This window comes from Marinilabiliales bacterium (assembly GCA_007695015.1).
In the GTDB taxonomy this organism is placed as follows: domain Bacteria; phylum Bacteroidota; class Bacteroidia; order Bacteroidales; family PUMT01; genus PXAP01.
Map to the genome: position 1 here is coordinate 1 of REEN01000055.1, position 19,465 is coordinate 19,465.

General features: G+C 46.1%; 14 protein-coding genes, 1 tRNA gene and 1 riboswitch. Of the genes, 10 read left to right on the plus strand and 5 right to left on the minus strand.

Features of this window, described 5'->3' with window-relative positions:
• Window positions 1–348: 348 nt before the first annotated feature.
• Together EA408_06185 and EA408_06190 are read right to left on the minus strand one after the other, a co-directional pair.
• Complete coding sequence (locus EA408_06185; protein ID TVR72528.1) at window positions 349–1,209, minus strand: hypothetical protein; 861 nt, start codon at window positions 1,207–1,209, stop codon at window positions 349–351.
• Between the two features lie 842 nt (window positions 1,210–2,051).
• Window positions 2,052–3,494 (minus strand): HD domain-containing protein, encoded by a 1,443-nt coding sequence (locus tag EA408_06190; protein TVR72529.1) that lies wholly within the window; start codon window positions 3,492–3,494, stop codon window positions 2,052–2,054.
• A 176-nt stretch (window positions 3,495–3,670) separates the two neighbouring features.
• Here EA408_06190 and trxA point away from each other — a divergent pair, with 176 nt between their 5' ends.
• Together trxA and EA408_06200 are read left to right on the plus strand one after the other, a co-directional pair.
• Window positions 3,671–4,030, plus strand: a complete 360-nt coding sequence (gene trxA, locus EA408_06195) for a thioredoxin (protein TVR72530.1) — start codon at window positions 3,671–3,673, stop codon at window positions 4,028–4,030.
• An 89-nt stretch (window positions 4,031–4,119) separates the two neighbouring features.
• Window positions 4,120–4,217, plus strand: a riboswitch (TPP riboswitch).
• 32 nt (window positions 4,218–4,249) lie between these two features.
• Window positions 4,250–6,664 (plus strand): TonB-dependent receptor, encoded by a 2,415-nt coding sequence (locus tag EA408_06200; protein TVR72531.1) that lies wholly within the window; start codon window positions 4,250–4,252, stop codon window positions 6,662–6,664.
• 59 nt (window positions 6,665–6,723) lie between these two features.
• Here EA408_06200 and EA408_06205 read toward each other — a convergent pair whose 3' ends face one another.
• Window positions 6,724–7,491 (minus strand): DeoR/GlpR transcriptional regulator, encoded by a 768-nt coding sequence (locus tag EA408_06205; GenBank protein ID TVR72631.1) that lies wholly within the window; start codon window positions 7,489–7,491, stop codon window positions 6,724–6,726.
• A gap of 214 nt (window positions 7,492–7,705) precedes the next feature.
• On the opposite strand from EA408_06205, the gene EA408_06210 reads away from it, so the two are divergent.
• From EA408_06210 to EA408_06225, 4 genes are all read left to right on the plus strand, one after another.
• On the plus strand, window positions 7,706–9,295 hold the full coding sequence (locus EA408_06210) for a glycerol-3-phosphate dehydrogenase/oxidase (GenBank protein TVR72532.1): 1,590 nt from the start codon (window positions 7,706–7,708) through the stop codon (window positions 9,293–9,295).
• Window positions 9,296–9,337: 42 nt separating this feature from the next.
• Window positions 9,338–10,828: a glycerol kinase gene (gene glpK / locus EA408_06215; protein TVR72533.1), complete on the plus strand. Its 1,491-nt coding sequence runs from the start codon at window positions 9,338–9,340 to the stop codon at window positions 10,826–10,828.
• An 88-nt stretch (window positions 10,829–10,916) separates the two neighbouring features.
• Window positions 10,917–11,657: an aquaporin family protein gene (locus EA408_06220; GenBank protein ID TVR72534.1), complete on the plus strand. Its 741-nt coding sequence runs from the start codon at window positions 10,917–10,919 to the stop codon at window positions 11,655–11,657.
• A gap of 49 nt (window positions 11,658–11,706) precedes the next feature.
• Window positions 11,707–12,489, plus strand: coding sequence for a hypothetical protein (locus tag EA408_06225; GenBank protein TVR72632.1), 783 nt, complete (start codon window positions 11,707–11,709; stop codon window positions 12,487–12,489).
• Between the two features lie 149 nt (window positions 12,490–12,638).
• On the opposite strand, the gene EA408_06230 is transcribed toward EA408_06225, so the two are convergent.
• Entirely contained in the window at window positions 12,639–15,224 is a 2,586-nt protein-coding gene (locus EA408_06230; GenBank protein ID TVR72535.1) for a beta-N-acetylhexosaminidase, read from the minus strand.
• Window positions 15,225–15,297: 73 nt separating this feature from the next.
• On the opposite strand from EA408_06230, the gene EA408_06235 reads away from it, so the two are divergent.
• Both EA408_06235 and EA408_06240 read left to right on the plus strand, forming a co-directional pair.
• Window positions 15,298–16,413 (plus strand): DUF1624 domain-containing protein, encoded by a 1,116-nt coding sequence (locus EA408_06235; GenBank protein TVR72536.1) that lies wholly within the window; start codon window positions 15,298–15,300, stop codon window positions 16,411–16,413.
• A 107-nt stretch (window positions 16,414–16,520) separates the two neighbouring features.
• Complete coding sequence (locus tag EA408_06240; GenBank protein TVR72537.1) at window positions 16,521–17,138, plus strand: hypothetical protein; 618 nt, start codon at window positions 16,521–16,523, stop codon at window positions 17,136–17,138.
• Window positions 17,139–17,197: 59 nt separating this feature from the next.
• Here EA408_06240 and EA408_06245 read toward each other — a convergent pair.
• Window positions 17,198–17,274, minus strand: a tRNA-Met gene (locus EA408_06245).
• A 195-nt stretch (window positions 17,275–17,469) separates the two neighbouring features.
• Here EA408_06245 and EA408_06250 point away from each other — a divergent pair.
• On the plus strand, window positions 17,470–17,847 hold the full coding sequence (locus EA408_06250; protein ID TVR72538.1) for an SRPBCC domain-containing protein: 378 nt from the start codon (window positions 17,470–17,472) through the stop codon (window positions 17,845–17,847).
• A 113-nt stretch (window positions 17,848–17,960) separates the two neighbouring features.
• Window positions 17,961–19,457, plus strand: coding sequence for a YjgP/YjgQ family permease (locus tag EA408_06255; protein ID TVR72539.1), 1,497 nt, complete (start codon window positions 17,961–17,963; stop codon window positions 19,455–19,457).
• The last annotated feature ends 8 nt before the right edge of the window (window positions 19,458–19,465 follow it).

Sequence of the window (19,465 nt, forward strand, 5' to 3'; positions counted from 1 at the left end):
TATATTTGTTTTATCAAGTGAGGGATAAAAGACTTGTTCTTTGAGATGTTAAGCTGAAATAAACACCACCTTCGGGCAGGATTGCTTCAGTCAGGTCACACGGAGAATTTCCTTCGGGAAAATCTTCAGACCGCATAACAGGAACGGGGGCCAGCGTGAACATCAGCCGTAACAAGCTGGTCGGAACAAGGTCCGGATCCTCGCAACAGATCCTCCGGGATCTGCCATCAGGGATCAGTCATAATAACAGTAGCTTGACACTAAGGCGGTTCGCCGCCAAAAGTGAGCCGGGAATTTTTTCGTCAGGAAAAGTTCCCGGTTTTGTTTTTTTGGCTTTCTGCCGGAACCCTAATTTTTCCAGATACTGAAATCTGCAAATTGCATGTAGGAGTCATGCAGGGGAGCCCAGTCATCTGAATTTCCTCCGTGAAATGTTGAGAAGAATATACCCCCGATTTGCCCGTGTTCTCCTTCAGTATCGCGGAAACGCATATCATCTATTGACAGCATTTTTTCACCGTCTATCCAGACCTTCAGTTTGCCATCATCTTTTCCCGGAGTGCCTGCGTGTACATATTGATCTATACGGTGCCATATGCCGGGTTCTGCAAAAAAACCGCAGTCTATATCCTGCCCCCACCTTGTGCTGCCCCATTTGCCGTTCCCGGATGGGGGCACATAGGCATATATGACCAGCTGCCCGTTTCTTCTCCACATGAACCGCAAAGTCCATCCATTGGTGCCGTCAGGCTGGTTGCCTCCGGAACGTCCCCATGAGTCTCCTCCTCCCATAAGACCGGGCAATTTTCCTCCCAGCCTGAAATCAAAACCTTCTTCAAATTTCAGGTAATAGCTCAGACTGGCCTCCTTGTAGTGCGATCTGTCCATTCCTGGTATTTCGGCAAAAACCATAGGGAACTGTGCTCCTCCTTCTCCTGGGCCAACAGATCCGGCAGGATATTTTACCCGAATAGAATGATTTCCCTTAAATCCTCCGGGAATGCTTTTGCATTCAGAGGCACAATGATACCATGGTATACCCCAGGATTGCATCCATTCGTCAGTGCTGAACTGATCATCAAAAACACCTGAAAAAAGTACTTCCTTGTTGGTATCGACGGTTGAATTGATCGTCCGGACCTCTGCTGTCCATGATGCTATAAACAGAACCAAACTGGCGGTAATTGTCAAAATTATTCCTCTGGCCATAGTGTAAAAGAAGGTTATATTTTAATTGACAAGATTTATGATAACTGTTTTTGTTTTTACCGGGGTCATGTTATTCCGGTCCGGCCCAATATATTTAATTTTTGCCGGAGTGTACAGAAGAATGAGGCCTGTTATTGTTAGCAGCTGTTTCAAAAACCATTTTTATACAGCATAAGCTGAATTATATCAGTAGTATATACATGTTAACAAATTGTTAATAACCCCTGTTGTTTTCTTGTTGATACAGAGATGCGAAAAAATTTGGAGCTGAATGGTATTTCATACTATATTTGTTTTATCAAGTGAGGGATAAAAGACTTGTTCTTTGAGATGTTAAGCTGAAATAAACACCACCTTCGGGCAGGATTGCTTCAGTCAGGTCACACGGAGAATTTCCTTCGGGAAAATCTTCAGACCGCATAACAGGAACGGGGGCCAGCGTGAACATCAGCCGTAACAAGCTGGTCGGAACAAGGTCCGGATCCTCGCAACAGATCCTCCGGGATCTGCCATCAGGGATCAGTCATAATAACAGTAGCTTGACACTAAGGCGGTTCGCCGCCAAAAGTGAGCCGGGAATTTTTTCGTCAGGAAAAGTTCCCGGCTTTGTTTTGTGTGCCGGGCATGGCAGTCAGCCGGGTGGTGAAAGTCTGCTTTAGGGGTTTGTAGTCGCCAACCATTAGCTTAAGGCAAGGGTGTCTGATTGTCCATTCCTTAAAAACAGGCGTCTCCCAGATGATTGTTGCAGGCGCTCTCTTTTATTTGGTTTATTCCCAGGTAAAGTTTTCAGGTGTGCAGGCGAGGCAGGTTTTTTGATTTCTGCCAGGTTGCATGTCTTTTTATCAGGCCGGGTCCTGGCCGTTCCGCGAATTTTGTTGACTGCGGACAGGTTTAAGGCCCATTTCTTCAGCCTTACCGATCATGAACCTGATCGCTTCATCCCTGTCGTTTCTTATCACTCCGTCAAGTATGGCGTCTTTAATCGCCTGCTTAATTATGCCAATCTCCCGGCACGGAGAAAGCCCGAATGTATCCATTATTTCATCTCCCCTGACAGGCGGCTGGAAATTCCTGACTTTGTCTTTCTCTTCAATTTCCCTTAGCTTTCTTCTGACGGCCCTGAAATTGTTCATGTGCCTGCGCACTGTCTCCTTGTTTTTAGAGGTAATGTCAGCCTCGCACAGGGTCATCAGATCATCAATCTGGTCGCCCGCTTCATACAACAGTCGCCTTACCGCCGAATCGGTTATTTCATCACCTGACAGTGAGATGGGCCTGAGGTGCAGCAGCACTATTTTGCGGACATATTTCATTTTGTCGTTCAGCGGAAGCTTCAGTCTTCTGAATAACGGCTGTATCATGCCGGCACCCAGGTGGTCATGACCGTGAAATGTCCATCCGGTATCTTTGCTGTATCTTTTAGTTCCCGGCTTTCCGATATCGTGAAGCAACGCTGCCCACCTGAGCCAGATGTTGTCTGTTTTACGGCAAAGATTGTCCAGAACCTTGAGAGTGTGGTAAAAATTGTCCTTATGCCCTCTTCCATTCATAATTTCAACACCCTTCATGGCGTGAACCTCAGGCAGTATTATTTCAAGGAGGCCTGTCTTGTCCATCAGTTTAAACCCCATCGATGGTTTATCCGACATTATTATTTTGCAAAGCTCATCGGTGATCCTCTCCATGGATACTATTTCTATACGCACCTTGTTTTCTCTTATCGCATCCAAAGTACCCTTTTCAATTTCAAAATTGAGCTGTGAGGCAAACCTGATTGCTCTCATCATGCGGAGCGGATCATCTGAGAAGGTTGCTGAAGGCTCAAGCGGAGTGCGTATTATTTTTTTATCAAGGTCCTCAAGACCGTTAAAAGGGTCCACCAGCTGACCATAGTTATTTTTTCCAAGCCCTATTGCCAGGGTGTTTATGGTAAAATCCCTCCTTCTCTGGTCCTCTTCGATGGTGCCCGCTTCAACAACCGGTTTTCGGGAGGTTTTACTGTAAGATTCTTTTCTGGATCCTACAAACTCTATCTCATAACCATCGTATTTCAGCATTGCCGTACCGAAGGTTTTGAATATGCTTACCTTTGTATCTCCCATGGCTGAAGCAACCTTCCTGGCAAACTCTATTCCGTTGCCGGCAACCACGATATCTATGTCGACGGAAGACCTGCAAAGCAATATATCCCTGACGTACCCCCCCACAACATATATTTCTGTTTCATTCTCAACTGCTACGCCTGAAATGATTTTGAAAACCTTATAGTCAAGATGTTGCTCCATGCAGGTTTTTTATGACAGATAATGACTGTTTATCTGACAAAATTACAATTATTGGGCGTTATATATTAAAAAGTGAACAAATTGACATCTGGAACGTTTTTTGTACCAGATTTGCATGGGAAATATATACATGTATAAATAAAATATAAAAATTTAACTATCAAAATTTTAAAACGATGATCGAGCACTTAACTGCAGAAACATTCAAGGAAAAGATTTTTGACTACGCTAACAATAAGGATTGGAAATTCCAGGGAGAAACACCCTGTCTTATTGATTTTTATGCGGACTGGTGCCAGCCGTGCAAAATGGTTGCCCCGGTTCTTGAAGAACTCTCTGAAGAGTATGGTGATAAACTGAATATCTACAAGATTGATACGGAAAAGGAAAAGGAGCTTGCCGGTGTTTTCGGCATACAGAGCATTCCCTCCCTTTTGTTCGTGCCAATGGAGGGTATGCCGCAAATGGCGCAGGGAGCTTTGCCAAAGGAGACTTTCGAGAAGGCTATCAAGGAGGTCCTTTCTGTTGAAAAATAGTTCCCGCCGCGATCTGGGGTCTTTTAATACATCGACCGGTCAAATGACCGGTTTTTTTGTTTTGCCTCTAAGAATTATTATTTTTGCATAGTCTAATGATGGGGTGCCTTAATATTTCGGGCTGAGATCATACCCTTTGAACCTGATCCGGGTAATGCCGGTGTAGGGAAGAAGCAGATCACCTCATTGCAATTATAAGTCTAACCAAAAACTTTTATCATGTACAGGGTAATTGGAGTACTTGTATTGCAATTGGTTTATTTATCATCTTTTGCAAATACAATTTTACATGGCACTGTAAAAAGTGACAGAGGAGAACCGATTATTGGTGCCAGTGTCACCGTTGAGGGTTCTTTTATGGGAACCGCCACTAATGCAGATGGCCGGTTTACGCTTAAACTTAAAGCGGGGGATTATGTTTTAAGAGTATCTCATGTGGGATACAGGACCACTTTCCCGGAGGTTACCGTTGAGGGTGAGACAACTGTTGATATCACTCTTGAACGATCCTCCTATATGGCTGAGGAGGTTATTGTTTCTGCTACCAGGGCTCACTCAAGGGTGCCAGTGGCTTACACTGATATTAGCCGGGCGGAGATAGAAGGCAGGGATTACGGACAGGATATTCCGTATATAATAAGTCTTACTCCTTCATTTGTTGCATCTTCAGATGCAGGTACAGGAATCGGTTATACAAGTTTCCGGATCAGAGGTTCGGATATGAACCGCATAAACATCACTTTGAACGGGATACCATTGAATGATTCTGAATCACACGGCGTGTGGTGGGTAAATATGCCTGATCTGGCTTCTTCTCTTGATAATGTGCAAATACAGAGAGGAGTTGGAACTTCGACCCATGGCGCTGGCGCCTTTGGCGCGAGTATCAATTTGCAGACTTCAGTTATGCAGCAAGATGCGTATGGTGAAATAACTTCATCCGCCGGCTCATTCAACACATTCCGTAATACTGTAAAAGTTGGATCAGGTTTAATTAATGACCGCTTTACATTTGATGCCCGTCTTTCGAAAATCAATTCCGACGGGTTTATTGAACGCTCCGGTTCCGATCTCAAATCGTTTTTCATATCAGGTGGAATGCATAATGAGAAAAGCATATTGAAAGTCAATGTTTTTTCCGGCCAGGAAAAGACCTCTCTGGCCTGGACCGGAGTTCCGTCAGAAATGCTTGGTGATAACCGGAGATATAACAGTCTAGGCAGATTTACAAATCTGGATGGTGAAACTGATTATTATGATAATGAAACTGATAATTATCAACAGGATCATTATCAGCTTTTCTATTCAAGGGAATTGTCTCGGAATCTAAATCTTAATACTGCATTCCATTATACACGAGGGTATGGGTATTTTGAACAATACAGGCCAAATGATCGCTTCAGGAGTTATGGTCTGGGGAACCTGGAGATGGGTGATGATGTCATTGACAGAAGCGATCTTGTTAGAAGAAGGATACTGGATAATCACTTCTACGGGATGACTTTTTCCGTGAAGTACAGCCAGAGAAAATATGATATTACATTTGGCGGAGGAATGAACAGATATGACGGCGATCATTACGGACATATTATCTGGGCACAGTTTTCCGGACATATTCCGAAAGACTACGAATGGTATTTCAATAATGGCGATAAAACTGATCTCAATTTTTTTGGAAAAATCGATTACCGGCTCACAGACAGGTTAAACCTCTATGGCGATCTGCAATATAGAAGAATAGATTATTCAATAGATGGAATTGATAGCAGGTTACGCGACATTACCAGTAATCATGATTACGGGTTCTTTAACCCAAAAGCAGGTATTTTCTTTGAACTGGACGACCGTCAAAATGTTTATCTCTCATATGCGGTTGCACACAGGGAACCAAGCCGGAGTAACTTTACGGATGCCAGACCGGGTGAATTTCCACGTCCCGAAAGGCTTGATAATATAGAAACAGGATATAATTTCAGATCCGAAAATCTTAGTCTTAATGCAAACCTGTTTTATATGAAGTATACGGATCAGCTGGTTCTTACCGGCGACATAAATGATGTTGGTAAGGATATAATGACAAATGCACCTGACAGTTACCGTGCCGGGATCGAGCTGATGGCCGGGGCAAGGCTGTCTTCTGTTTTTGAACTGTCATTCAATGTGTCGGTCAGCGAGAACCGGATTTCTGATTTTACCGAGTATATTGATAACTGGGATTACTGGGATGATCCGGAGAATGAGCCGCTGCAAGTTGTAAGGCATATTGGCAGTACCGAACTATCCTTTTCACCCCCGGTTGTTGCAGGAGGTGATTTAACCATACGACCGGTTGAAAATCTCGCTGTTAACCTTGCAGGTAAATATGTGGGAAGACAGTTCATTGACAATACTGCAAGCAGGGACAGGATGCTCAACTCCTATTTCTTCAGTGACCTCAGAATTAATTACACTATAGAAACCTCACGGTACGGGGAGTTCGGGATAAATTTCATGGCAGCTAATATTTTTGATGCAAAATTTGAAACAAATGCATGGATTTACCGTTATTTATATCAGGGAGAAGAGCGATTTTTCGATGGCTTTTTCCCGCAAGCAGGCAGGCATTTTTTCACAGGCGTTTTTTTCAAGTTTTAGGTTAATTTTTTTTAGGGTTAATGGTGAATCGAAAGCCGGACAAGTTCCGGCTTTCGTCTTTATGTGATGATGATCTCAATACCGGCCTCCTCCAGTTTTCTCACAAAGGGTGAGTGTGCCTCGCTGTCGGTTATTACCATGTCAACCCGTGACAGATCACAGATCCTGCTAAAACCACGACGACCGAATTTTGTCGAGTCGGCAAGCACAATGACCCGCTGGGCGGCTTCAATCATTTTCTTGTTCAGGTTCGCTTCCATTGCATTTGTGGTAGTAAAACCATAATCAGCTGCAATGCCATCAACTCCCAGGAAAAGCTTGCTGCAGGAGAAATTTGTCAGTTGTTCTTCTGCGTAGGGTCCCACTATTGAAGATGAGCTTTTCCTGACTATTCCTCCCAGCTGAATTATATCGATTAAGGGATCGCGGGACAAAATCAATGCGGCGTTAAGCGAAGCAGTGACAACGGTTAACTGGTCAACTGCCCTGATTTGCCTGGCGAGTTCGATCACTGTTGTGCCCGATGCAAGGATTATACTTTCTTTTGGCTCAATCAGGCTGGCAGCGTACCTTGCTATTTTCTGCTTCTGAGAAACCCTGATCTTCTCTTTTTCATTTACGGGACGGTCATTGATGTAGGGGTTGTTGGGGGTTGCGCTTCCATGCGTCCTGAACAGAAGCTCCTTTTCTTCAAGGCATTTGAGGTCTTTGCGGATGGTAACCACTGAAACCTTTAACTCCCTGCTCAGGTCAATCACTGTTACATGTCCCTGCTCCCTTAGTCTGGTGAGTATGAACTGGTGCCTTTCTGCTATACTTGCTGACATAATAAGGCTTTCTTCAAATTTAACGCCTGATTTACTAAAAACCAAGCAGAACCGGATTTTGGCGGACCCTTGTAATGCAAAAGAAATAAAATGTAATTAAAACGAAAGAAAAAGAAATAAATAAGTTGTAAAAAATTTCGATATTTAATATATTTGTAATGGTTTATAATTGATCATAATAGATGCAGTGGTGAAAATCTTGTAAAGCGATGAGATGAAAAGAGAGATTATGCTTGAGAGACTTGAAGGGGGTAAAAAGAATTTTGACTTCATAATTGCCGGGGGCGGCGCCACCGGGATCGGTATTGCCCTGGAGGCAGCCAGCAGGGGCTATTCTGCTGTGCTGTTCGAAAAGTCTGATTTTGTCAAGTCCACATCCAGCAAAAGCACCAAGCTTGTCCATGGAGGAGTAAGGTACCTTGCGCAGGGAGATGTTGCTCTGGTAAGGGAGGCTTGTGTTGAGCGTGGCCGTCTGTTAAAAAATGCTCCTCACCTTGTACGCAACCAGCCATTTGTGATACCGGCATTCAGTTGGTTTGACGAGTATCTTTACACTGCAGGGCTTAAAATTTACGATCTTGTGGCTGGCAGGTACAGCATGGGCCGCTCTGAAAGGATATCAAAAGAGGATGTCTTGAAAAAATTGCCCTCTGTTTGCGGTAAAGGACTTAATGCAGGAATTCAGTATCATGACGGACAGTTTGATGATGCAAGGCTTGCCGTGAATGTGCTGCAGACGGCTGCAGAATGCGGGGCAGTGGTTTTGAATTATATGCCTGTAGAGGGGCTTGTTAAGGATGGATCGGGAAAAATCAGGGGGGTCCGGGCAAGGGATTTGCTAAATGACCGGGAATATGAGGTTATGGGCAGCGTTGTGGTAAATGCTACCGGAGTATTCGCCGATGAGATAATGAAAATGGATAACCCGGAAATGAAACCAACCATGAGGCCGAGTCAGGGTATCCATATCGTTGTGGATAAATCATTCCTGCCCGGTGATCATGCATTGATGATACCTAAAACTGATGACGGAAGGGTACTTTTTGCTGTGCCATGGCACGGGAAGGTGGTGATAGGAACTACCGACACACCGGTTGACCGGCCCTCTCTTGAGCCTGTGGCCCTTGAAAAGGAAATTGAATTTATTTTGTCAACTGCAGGCAAATATCTTGAAAAGGCTCCTGCCAGGAGTGATGTGCTTAGCATATTTGCCGGATTACGACCACTTGCTGCCGCAAAAAATGATAATGGAAAGAAGACAAGGGAAATATCCCGGAGCCATAAGATCATCGTTTCCCGGAACGGATTAATGACCATGATCGGAGGCAAATGGACAACCTTCAGGCGCATGGCTGAAGACATGGTCACACGTGCCGAAAAGGAGAACCGCTGGGGAAGGACCAGCCCGGCTACGCGAAACATGAAAATAAGGGGGTATTCGGCAGGGGTAGACTGCAACGATCCGTGGTATTATTATGGTTCTGACCGCGATGCCGTGGCAGGTCTTGCTTTTGATGACCCGTCTCTGGACGTATACCTCAGCGAGAGCCTTTCAGTCAAAAAAGCACAGGTGGTTTGGGCGGTCCGTGAGGAGATGGCCATGACCGTTGAGGATGTGCTTTCACGCAGAACCCGCTGCCAGTTACTGGATGCGGCCGAAAGCATGAGGATGGCCCGGGAGACGGCTGAGATTATGGCCCGGGAACTTGGCAGGGACAGGCAATGGATAGATGACCAGGTAAGCTCTTATGAGCAGGTGACGAATAATTACCTTCCGCCGGTTGAAGGCAGTACAAGGGAATAATCATCCAAAAACACTATATTGCCAGTTAAAAACCAGATCAGCATGGAAAAATACATTCTCGCACTTGACCAGGGCACTACAAGCTCGAGGGCGTTACTGTTTGACAGACAAGGAAATATCAGATCTGTTGCCCAGAAAGAGTTTAAGCAGATCTTTCCCCGGCCCGGATGGGTTGAGCATGATCCATTGGAAATTTGGTCATCACAGGTAGCTGTGGCAGCCGAGGCTATTTCGAAAGCAGGGATCAACGGGAAGGCGGTTGAAGGAGTAGGTATAACAAACCAGAGGGAGACTGCGATTGTATGGGACAGGAAAACAGGCAATCCTCTATATAATGCAATCGTATGGCAGGACAGGAGGACATCGGGTGAATGTGACAGGCTCAGGCAGGAGGGACATGCTGATATGATCAGGGAGAAGAGCGGACTTGTGATAGATGCCTATTTCAGTGGCACCAAGGTTAAATGGATACTCGACAATGTTGAGGGTGCAAGGGCTAAGGCAGAAAAGGGAGAGCTGGCATTTGGAACGGTTGACAGCTGGCTCGTATGGAAGCTGACGCAGGGCCGCACCCATATTACTGATGTTACCAATGCCAGCAGAACCATGCTGTTCAATATAAACACCCTTGAATGGGATGATGAACTGCTGGATCTTTTTGACATACCTCACAGCATGCTGCCCCAGGTAAGGGATTCAAGCGAGATTTACGATTACTCCAATACTACATTCTTTGCGTCAAAAGTGCCGATAGGCGGGATTGCCGGCGACCAGCAGGCTGCTATGTTCGGGCAGATGTGTATAGAGGAGGGTATGGTCAAGAACACCTACGGTACAGGATGTTTTATTTTGCTGAATACGGGGGACAGACCTTTTATATCAAAGAATAACCTGGTGACCACGGTGGCCTGGAAAATTGGTAACAAGGTGACCTATGCACTTGAAGGTAGCATCTTCATTGCCGGGGCTGTTGTGCAATGGCTGCGTGACGGTCTGGGTATTATCGGCAGCTCGGCAGAGGTGGAGAAGCTGGCTTCCAGTGTTGAGGACAATGGAGATGTCTTTTTTGTCCCTGCTTTTACGGGTATGGGGGCGCCTTACTGGGATCAGTACGCGCGGGGTCTGCTTGTCGGTATAAGCCGAGGTACAGGCAGGGGACATATAGCAAGGGCAGCGCTTGAGGGCATAGCCTACCAGACGATGGATGTCCTTGACGTGATGGAAAAGGATACCGGGATGGAGCCCAGGGAACTGCGTGTTGATGGAGGTGCAGTTGCAAATAACCTGCTTATGCAGTTCCAGGCCGATATCCTGGGTGTACCCGTGGTGAGACCTGAAATTACAGAAACAACGGCGCTTGGTGCTGCTTACCTGGCAGGTTTGGCTACCGGCTTCTGGAGCAATATTGATGAGCTAAGGGATAAATGGAAAGTGGACCGGGAATTCAGGGGTGAAATGGACAGAGATACCATAACCAGGCTAAGGTCCAGATGGGCCGATGCCGTTCAGAGGGCCAGGTCCTGGTCGGATTGATGCGGTTACATCTCAGCAAATATTTGTAAAAACTGTAACAACCGGGTCAGAAGGGATATAAACCGCTGACAATTCAAATATTTAAAGAATGGATACAATTTACCTTTATGAGTTTATCGGCACCGCTGTTCTGGTGCTTATGGGCGACGGGGTTGTTGCCAACAGTGTACTTAAAGACACGAAAAGCCACGGGGCGGGATGGGTGGTCATCACCTTCGGCTGGGGTCTTGGAGTGTTCCTCGGGGTAATCATTGCAGCACCCCATTCGGGAGCTCATATTAACCCGGCAGTGACGCTCGGCTTTGCTTTTGCAGGGATGTTTGACTGGTCTTTTGTGCCGGGGTATATAATTGCGCAACTTTTAGGAGGCTTTGCCGGTGCTACGGTGGTCTATATTTATTTCAGGCAGCATTTTGATATTACAGAAGACAAGGGGACAAAGCTGTCCGTTTTCTGTACAGGACCACAGATAAGAAGCTTCCCTAATAATGTTTTCAGCGAGGTGGCAGGAACCTTTGTGCTGATATTTACCATATTCCATTTTGCCGATCCCTCCTTTACAACGCCGGCACTCGGCGAGGTGCCGGTGGGACTGGGGTCAGTGGGTGCACTTCCGGTGGCTCTGCTGGTAGTCGGTATCGGCATGTCTCTTGGCGGTACCACCGGCTATGCGATAAATCCTGCCCGGGACCTGGGTCCGAGATTTGCACATTATATATTTCCTATGAGAAATAAGGGAGGAAGTGACTGGGGATATTCATGGGTACCTGTCTTTGCGCCAATCCTTGGAGCATTCATTGCGGCTATGGCTTTCGTTGCGATATGGTGAAGTGCCCGGATAATTGCGAACTTATTGGATAATTAAATATTATTTTGTTATGGCAAAGATTTATTATGTAGGCGACTGGGCAGTTCTTATGGGACCGATGTTTGCCGAATCTCCCTTCAATTACGAGTATAAGGGTATCGATATTTTCAATTATGGTGAATGGCTTGTAAAAGCTCTTGAATCTGATGGGAGCCACAGTGTCAGCTCAGTCCCCGCCTGGGATTTTTACAAGATGGGACCTGGTGAATATGAGAAGATTCTTGATGAATATGATATGTTTATATTCAGTGACGTTGAGGCCAAGAACTTCCAGCTTGCCCCGGGTTTTTTCGACCGTGAAAAAATGGGCAAAGGGATCCTTACCTTTCCCGACCGTGCCAGGCTTACAGTTGAGGCGGTGCACAACGGCAAGCCAGCCATGTTCCTGGGGGGGTGGCTCTCCTTTTCAGGGCAGACCGGCAAAGGCGGCTGGGGCCGAAGCCTTCTCAGGGAGGTAATACCAGTTAAATGCCTTCAGGGTGATGACCTTGTGGAGAGCACCGAGGGTTATCATGCCGTTGTCAATAGCGGCCATGGCCTGTGGGGTGACGGACCCGACCTGTCAACCCTGCCTCCAATACTGGGCTATAACGAGGTCCTGCCCAGGGAGGAGTGTGAGGTTATTCTCTCAGTAAAGGAGACAGGCGACCCACTGCTTGCCACAGGCAAATTCGGCAGGGGACGTACTATGGCATATATGTCTGATCCCGCTCCCCACTGGGGATGCAATTTTGTCTACTGGCAGCATTACAATGAATTCTGGCTGAAATGCGTTGATATCCTTTCCGGGTGATCTGACATAACAGCCGGTACGGGAGCCAGGATAACAATTGGAGGCTGCCCTTTTGAGACAACCTCCTTTTGATTGGCTTTGCCGCAACACCGTTGCCCGGCTTACAGCATGCCTGTTTTAATTGGCTTCTTCCGGTCAGTTATCCGGCTCTATTCTAGCACAACAGTGCGGCTTGAACGTCCGGCACGGTCAAAAGCCTTGAGCTTTACGGTGCCTGATACTTCCACCGGCTGTGTGTATGCCGTTGAACGGCGTGTCGGTTCTTCTCCGTCGGTTGTGTACCTGATCGTAAGTCCCGGGAAAGCAATATTGGCTTTCAGCATGTTGTTTTCAATTACTGCTCCGGGTAATGGCAACCTGTAGTTGAAGCCTCCGTGGAGTCCGGACAGCCTTGGCAGTTCCCTTTGCGCAAGTGTGTTGGCGAACACGTTCCATTTCTTTTGTGCTTCTGCTTCTCTCAGATCATGATCCTCAATCGTTTCAAAGCTTCTTTCCTGCGCCCATGCGCTTTCAGAGAACGCTATCATCCTTGGCAGCATGTAATATTCAAGCATTTCGGGGCCATGTATCGTCTCGCTCCAGAACTGCGCCTGCAGTCCCAGAACATTCCTCCTGGCGTCAGGTCTCAGCCTCTCCATACCGGCATACTCCTCGTCAATATCGACTTCCCTTCCCATAGTCGTCCGCACCGTTGTCCTGAACATATCGAAAGGTGCATAATACCATGCATCCCTTGTATTGACAAAACCTGCCCAGTAATGACCGGGTTCCTCAGGGTCTTTATTGTAGGCAAGGTCAAAATAGAAATTGGACACATGGCACTGCACTATGGGATAACCCATGTTTGCCAGTTTGTATCCCAAATCCTGGTTGCCCCAAAGGCTGTTCCAGATATAAGGTACAACGTCGCCGCCGGCAAATCCGGGGTTGGGGACATACTGGCCGGGTGCTTCCCTCAGCAGGGCAACCTCCTCCCAGCCTGCTATCCTGAGATTCCTCTCCCTGAGGATATCAACCGCCCTTTCAAAGAAGTATGCCTGCAGGTTCTTTGGGTCGTCAACCTCCGGCATTCCGGCAAGCAGCTCGTCTATCATGGGGGACTGTGTCCATGAGCCGTCGGGAACCTCATCACCTCCTGTATGGAATATTTCCAGCGGGGCGTCTGCTTCCTCATACATGGCAATTATGGCATCGACAACCGTTTCAAAAAAATGGTAAACCGACTCCCTGGCCACATTGATTACGTTATCGGTAAAGCTTTGAGCAGACAGGTATTCTGAAGTCTCCTCAGGGTCGATCAACCTGAATTCATTTGCAGCCTCCTCGTCGCCTTCGGCCATAAACCGTTCATACCTGGCCTCCATTGCCTTGATTGCCGACCTGGCGTGGCCGGGAAGGTTTACTTCCGGGATAACCCGTATATGTCTCTCATTCGCATATTTCAGTATTTCGACATACTCGTCATGCGTGTAATAACCGCTGCCCCAGGTGTCTTCAGCATAGGGGAAGGGGCCCGAACCGTAGGCGGGATGAAGCGCAGGGGCATCTTTTGTGGTATGGCCCCTTTGTCCGCCAACCTCAGTCAGCTCAGGTAATGCCTTTATCTCTATCCTCCATCCTTCGTCTTCGGTAAGGTGCAGGTGAAGGGTATTTAACTTGTAATAAGCCATCAGGTCAATGGCTTTCAGTATCTGTTCCTTCTCCTGAAAGTTGCGGGCCACGTCTATGTGGATTCCCCTGTAGCCGAACCGGGGTGCATCCTCTATTGTCTGCACCTCCATCCTCACGACATCGGCGGTTCCAAGGAAGGCATTGACCGGCAGCAGTGCCGTAAGCGTCTGAATTCCGTAGAACACCCCTGCATTGTCGGTGCCGGTTATAACTATGTTCCTGTTGTTCCTTATTTCGAGACGGTAAGCTTCGCTATCCTTGCCGCTGACCCTGAAACCGGCCTTTCTGAGGAGAATGCTGTTTGCTCTCTCTTCGGTGCTCTGTTCAGGGTAGAAAGGCATCCCGGTAAGCCTTGAAAGCAGTCCGGCCAGGTATCCGGCCTCATTTTCCAGCCCTTCCTGGTAGAATATATTGACAGGCTCGTTGAAGGTCACAAACTCACCTGTGCCCTGAATCCTCACAGGTGTAGGTATCACGTTTTTGAGGGCAACGGCATCCAGCAGGTCCATTTTCTTGTTTTCCTCGTATCTCAACTCAGGAGTGGGGATAGGAGTAAGATCATTCCTGTGCCTTGATATCTGTTCTTCCCTTTCAAAAGGTTTTACAGTGTACTTGCCGACTGTTATAATATCGATCTCATTTCCCTGATCATCGTAAAAAACAAAGTACATGCCCATCGGTGCATCTATCTCTTTTATCCACCATGCGCTTGCCTCGTATCTGATGGTAACCTCCTGTCCTCTCCGGAGGCTGAATCCCTCTTTTGGCACTATTCTGAACCAGTCGCCGTTTATCCATTCAACCTCTGTAAATGATTCCGGGTTTGTGGAGATTATCCTTCTGGGCGGCTGGCTGTAATAGAGGGCCCAGTTATAATCCCTGAACCGGAACCCGGAGTTGTTGCTGATGGTGAACTCTGCCTTTGTCCTGGGCTGGTCACTGTGGGTATTGCTTATAAGCTCCCAGGTGATCTCTATCTGGTCGGGCTCGGGAATCTGCGGAGCACAGTTTGTTAGCATCATCATAATAAATACTGATGCTAAAAGTAATCCTGTTCTTTCCATAATTTATATTTTTGGGTTATGTAGTTTTTCGCAAGTTAAATTAATTCTGGGTTTCTAACAATACCGTATTGTAATGACATCCGTTTCAAAAAAAGCTGCCCCGGGAAGACTTGTGTCACTTGATGCCTTTCGCGGATTTACCATTGCAGCAATGATAATGGTTAATTACCCGGGCAGATGGCATCATGTGTTTGCCCCCCTGCTCCATGAGGATTGGCATGGTATTACCCCGACCGATCTCATATACCCTTTCTTTATTTTCATAGTCGGAGTTTCAATAGTGCTTGCCTACAACAAAAGGCTTGCAGACGGGCATCCCAGGAAGGATATGTATAAAAAGATTGTTTCACGCAGTATCAAAATATTTACAGTAGGTATTTTCCTGGCCCTGTTCCCGATGTTTGATTTTGCAAACCTCAGGGTTGCCGGTGTATTGCAGAGGATCGCACTGGTGTTTGCCGCATGTGCTGTTTTATATCTTAATGCAGGCTGGAAAAAACAGGCATGGACCGGGGCTGTGATACTTATAGCTTACTGGCTGGCAATGACACTTATACCCACACCCGGCATGGGTAAGCCGATGCTTGAACCAGGTGTTAATCTTGCAGCCTGGATTGACCAGCAGCTGTTACCGGGGAGGATGTGGCAGGGGGACTGGGATCCCGAGGGTATCCTTAGCACGTTTCCGGCTATCGTTACCGGCATAACCGGTATGCTTGCAGGCAAACTGATAGTGAGCGGCATGAGTCGCGAGCGAATTGTAATATGGCTCTTTACGATAGGGTTCCTTTCTGCAGTGCTTGGTGAGGCATGGGGCTGGGGGTTCCCCATAAACAAGAATATCTGGACAAGCTCCTATGTTTTGTATACAAGCGGACTGGCTGCAATGACCCTGGCAACCGCAATGTTCCTGATTGATATCCTTGGTTACCGGCGGGGTACGAAATTCGGCATTATTTACGGTGCCAACGCCATTACTGCTTATGTGCTTGCAGGGGTTCTCAGCGGACTGTTTTACAGTATACAATACTGGGGGGGCAAGTCGCTCAACCATCATTTTGTTGACAGCCTGTGGGAGGCGGGACTTGACCCCAGGGTCGCAAGCCTGATGTATGCGCTGATGTATGTCTTTGTGATCTTTATCCCTGTATACTACCTCTACCGGAAGAAAATATTTATCAAATTATAAATACTTAACCATATTAATTATTTTGAAGAGATTAGCGTGGCTATAATAATACTTGCTTAAATGTTGTTAGTATATAGTTTTCTGAATGTTTTATCAATAATCTTATTATGTCTTTAACTATTGGGATTAAAAACACAGCAATTATTATCGTGGTAATTATATTCCAGTTTATACAGCCTTTGTCGGGACAGGCTGTCCTGCCAGGGATACTGGAGACGGGAACATTGCCGGAACAGCTCGACTACATTGAGGACAGGACAAGGATTTACAATGATTTCAGGGCGATCCGCGAAGATATGTTTCAGGCAATTAAAAGGAATTCAATTGATTCACTTGAAGGTCTGAAAGGGGAGATTGAGGAGCTTACTTCAGATCTGGTAGACAGAATTGAGAATATCGATTCACTGACGGTTCTTCTTGCCAATACCAGGGAAGAATTGAGCCTGGCTGTCCGTAACAGAGACAGCATTGCATTTCTTGGGATACCTATGAGCAAAACAACCTATAACCTGATTGTATGGTTTATAATAGCCGGTCTCTTAGCACTTCTGGTTTTAGGATCACTTGCTTTTTTCAGGAACAGGGTTGTAACATTAAGAGTCCAGGAAGATCTGGAGGAGTTAAAAGAGGAATTTGATAGTTACCGGAATAGCTCCAGAGAACAACGTGAAAAGCTCGTATTGGATCATTTTAATGAAATTAAAAGGCTGAAAGCAGGCCGGTAGATCAATACTTCCGAATCAAAAAAGCACCCACAAATTGACTTTGTAAGTGCCTGATTTTCTTGTAGCGAGAGGGAGACTTGAACTCCCGACCTCATGATTATGAATCATGCGCTCTAACCACCTGAGCTACCTCGCCGGTTTATTTGTTCAAACTGTCCTTGTACACTAAATGATAATATCCCAGGTTATATTATGGGCCCTCATTCAGAGGCTGCAAATATAATAACTTTTTGGATTTTTTATATTGTATAATTTTTCTATATTGCAATATGTCCGGATGACAAATATATAGTCCGCGACAGGTACTTCGATATGGTTAATACATTGACTGATGAAGCATAAATTCAATCTGGAATATACCATTAACTCTTCACCAAACGTGCTTTACAAGCAACTCAGCACGCCGTCGGGCCTCTCCGAATGGTTTGCAGATGACGTAAACCTTAAGGGGAATACATTTACATTCATTTGGGATGGGGCTGAAGAGCGGGCTGAAATGATATCGCAGAAGGAAAACAAGTATATCCGGTTCCGGTGGCTCGAATCGGATGATCAGGATGCCTATTTCGAATTCAAAATACATCAGCATGAGCTGACCGGGGATGTTGCCCTGGAAATTACTGATTTTGCCGACGCGGAAGATGCTGATGATGCTCGGGGCCTGTGGGATACACAGATATCCCGGCTTAAGCATACCATGGGACTGTAATGTTTGCCGGCAGGGTTCCTTAAAAAAAGTTTATTTTTACATGTTTTAGCATAAAAAAACGGAAAGATCGTTTTATTTCCGTTATGCCTGTTTGTGGTAAACCAGGATGCCCCATGAAGAAACTGCATCTTTTTATATTGAAAATGTATATAGGGCCATTGATAGCCACTTTTTTCGTGGTTGTCTTTATTTTGCTCATGCAGTTCCTGTGGAAATATATTGACGATCTTATCGGGAAAGGCCTGGAATTTGAAGTGATTACTGAACTTCTTTTCTATACTTCCGCAGGCCTGGTGCCACTGGCACTTCCCCTGGCAATACTGCTGTCATCGCTTATGACCTTCGGAAACCTTGGGGAGAATTTTGAGCTGACAGCCCTCAAGTCGGCCGGCATATCACTTCAGAGGATAATGAGCCCGCTTATAATACTTACCATATTAATGAGCATAGGGGCTTTCTATTTCTCCAACAACGTCTTGCCTTATACTAATTTGAGGTTCAGGTCATTGCTGTACGATGTGCAGCAACAGAGGCCCGAGATGCAGATTCGTGAAGGTATATTTTACAACGGTATAGATAATTACAGCATCAAGGTCGGCTCGAAAAACCATCGCACCAGTATGATGTACGACCTTAAGATATATGACCACTCTGACCGCCGGGGCAACCTGAAAGTTACAGTTGCTGATTCAGGTTTAATGAGGATCACTGAAGATAAGGGGCACCTTCTAACCACTCTGTACAGCGGGTATAATTATGAAGAGATGGAGGACCGGGCCCGCAGAAGGGGCGACAGGACGTTTCCACACAGGAACGACCGGTTCACTGAGCAGGTGCTTATCATTGAACTGTCAGGGTTTGACCTGCAGAGAACCGATGAGGAACATTTCAGGCACAACTCACAGATGATGAACCTGGATCAGTTGGTGATGACCAGCGACTCTCTCAACCAGGAGCTTACAAGACAAGTGGTAGAGCACACCGATAATATGATAAGTTCAGCATATTTCAAGAGGGAGGCATACCGCAGCGAAATAGCAGATACAATTGTCAGGCCTGAACGTAAACTGCATGACATAGTTAAAATGGAACAGGCCCTTACCCTTGACCAGAGAAGAAGGGCCTGGGACCAGGCGCTTGTCGATGCAAAACTGGCGAGGAACCAGATATTATCGACCAAAACCAACTTTGACTGGAGAAACAAAACGATACGCAGGTATGAAATGGAATGGCACAGGAAATTCACACTGTCGTTTGCCTGTTTCATCTTCTTTTTCATCGGCGCACCATTGGGTGCGATTATCAGGAAGGGCGGACTTGGAATGCCTGTAGTGGTATCGGTGCTTTTTTTCGTTTTGTATTATGTAATTGATATATCTGCCCAGAAATTTGTCCGGGAACTCGTAATTCCGGCATTTCCCGGGATGTGGATATCCAGCTTCATACTTTTGCCTCTCGGAATATTTCTAACCTATAAAGCAACCACTGATTCAGCAATTATGAGTACTGAAACTTATTATCTGATATATAAGAAAGTTGCCGGCTATATAAGGAATATTACAAGCCGGAATATAACCCGGCAAAAAGAGACGGTTTATTCCCGGGGATAAGATATTTA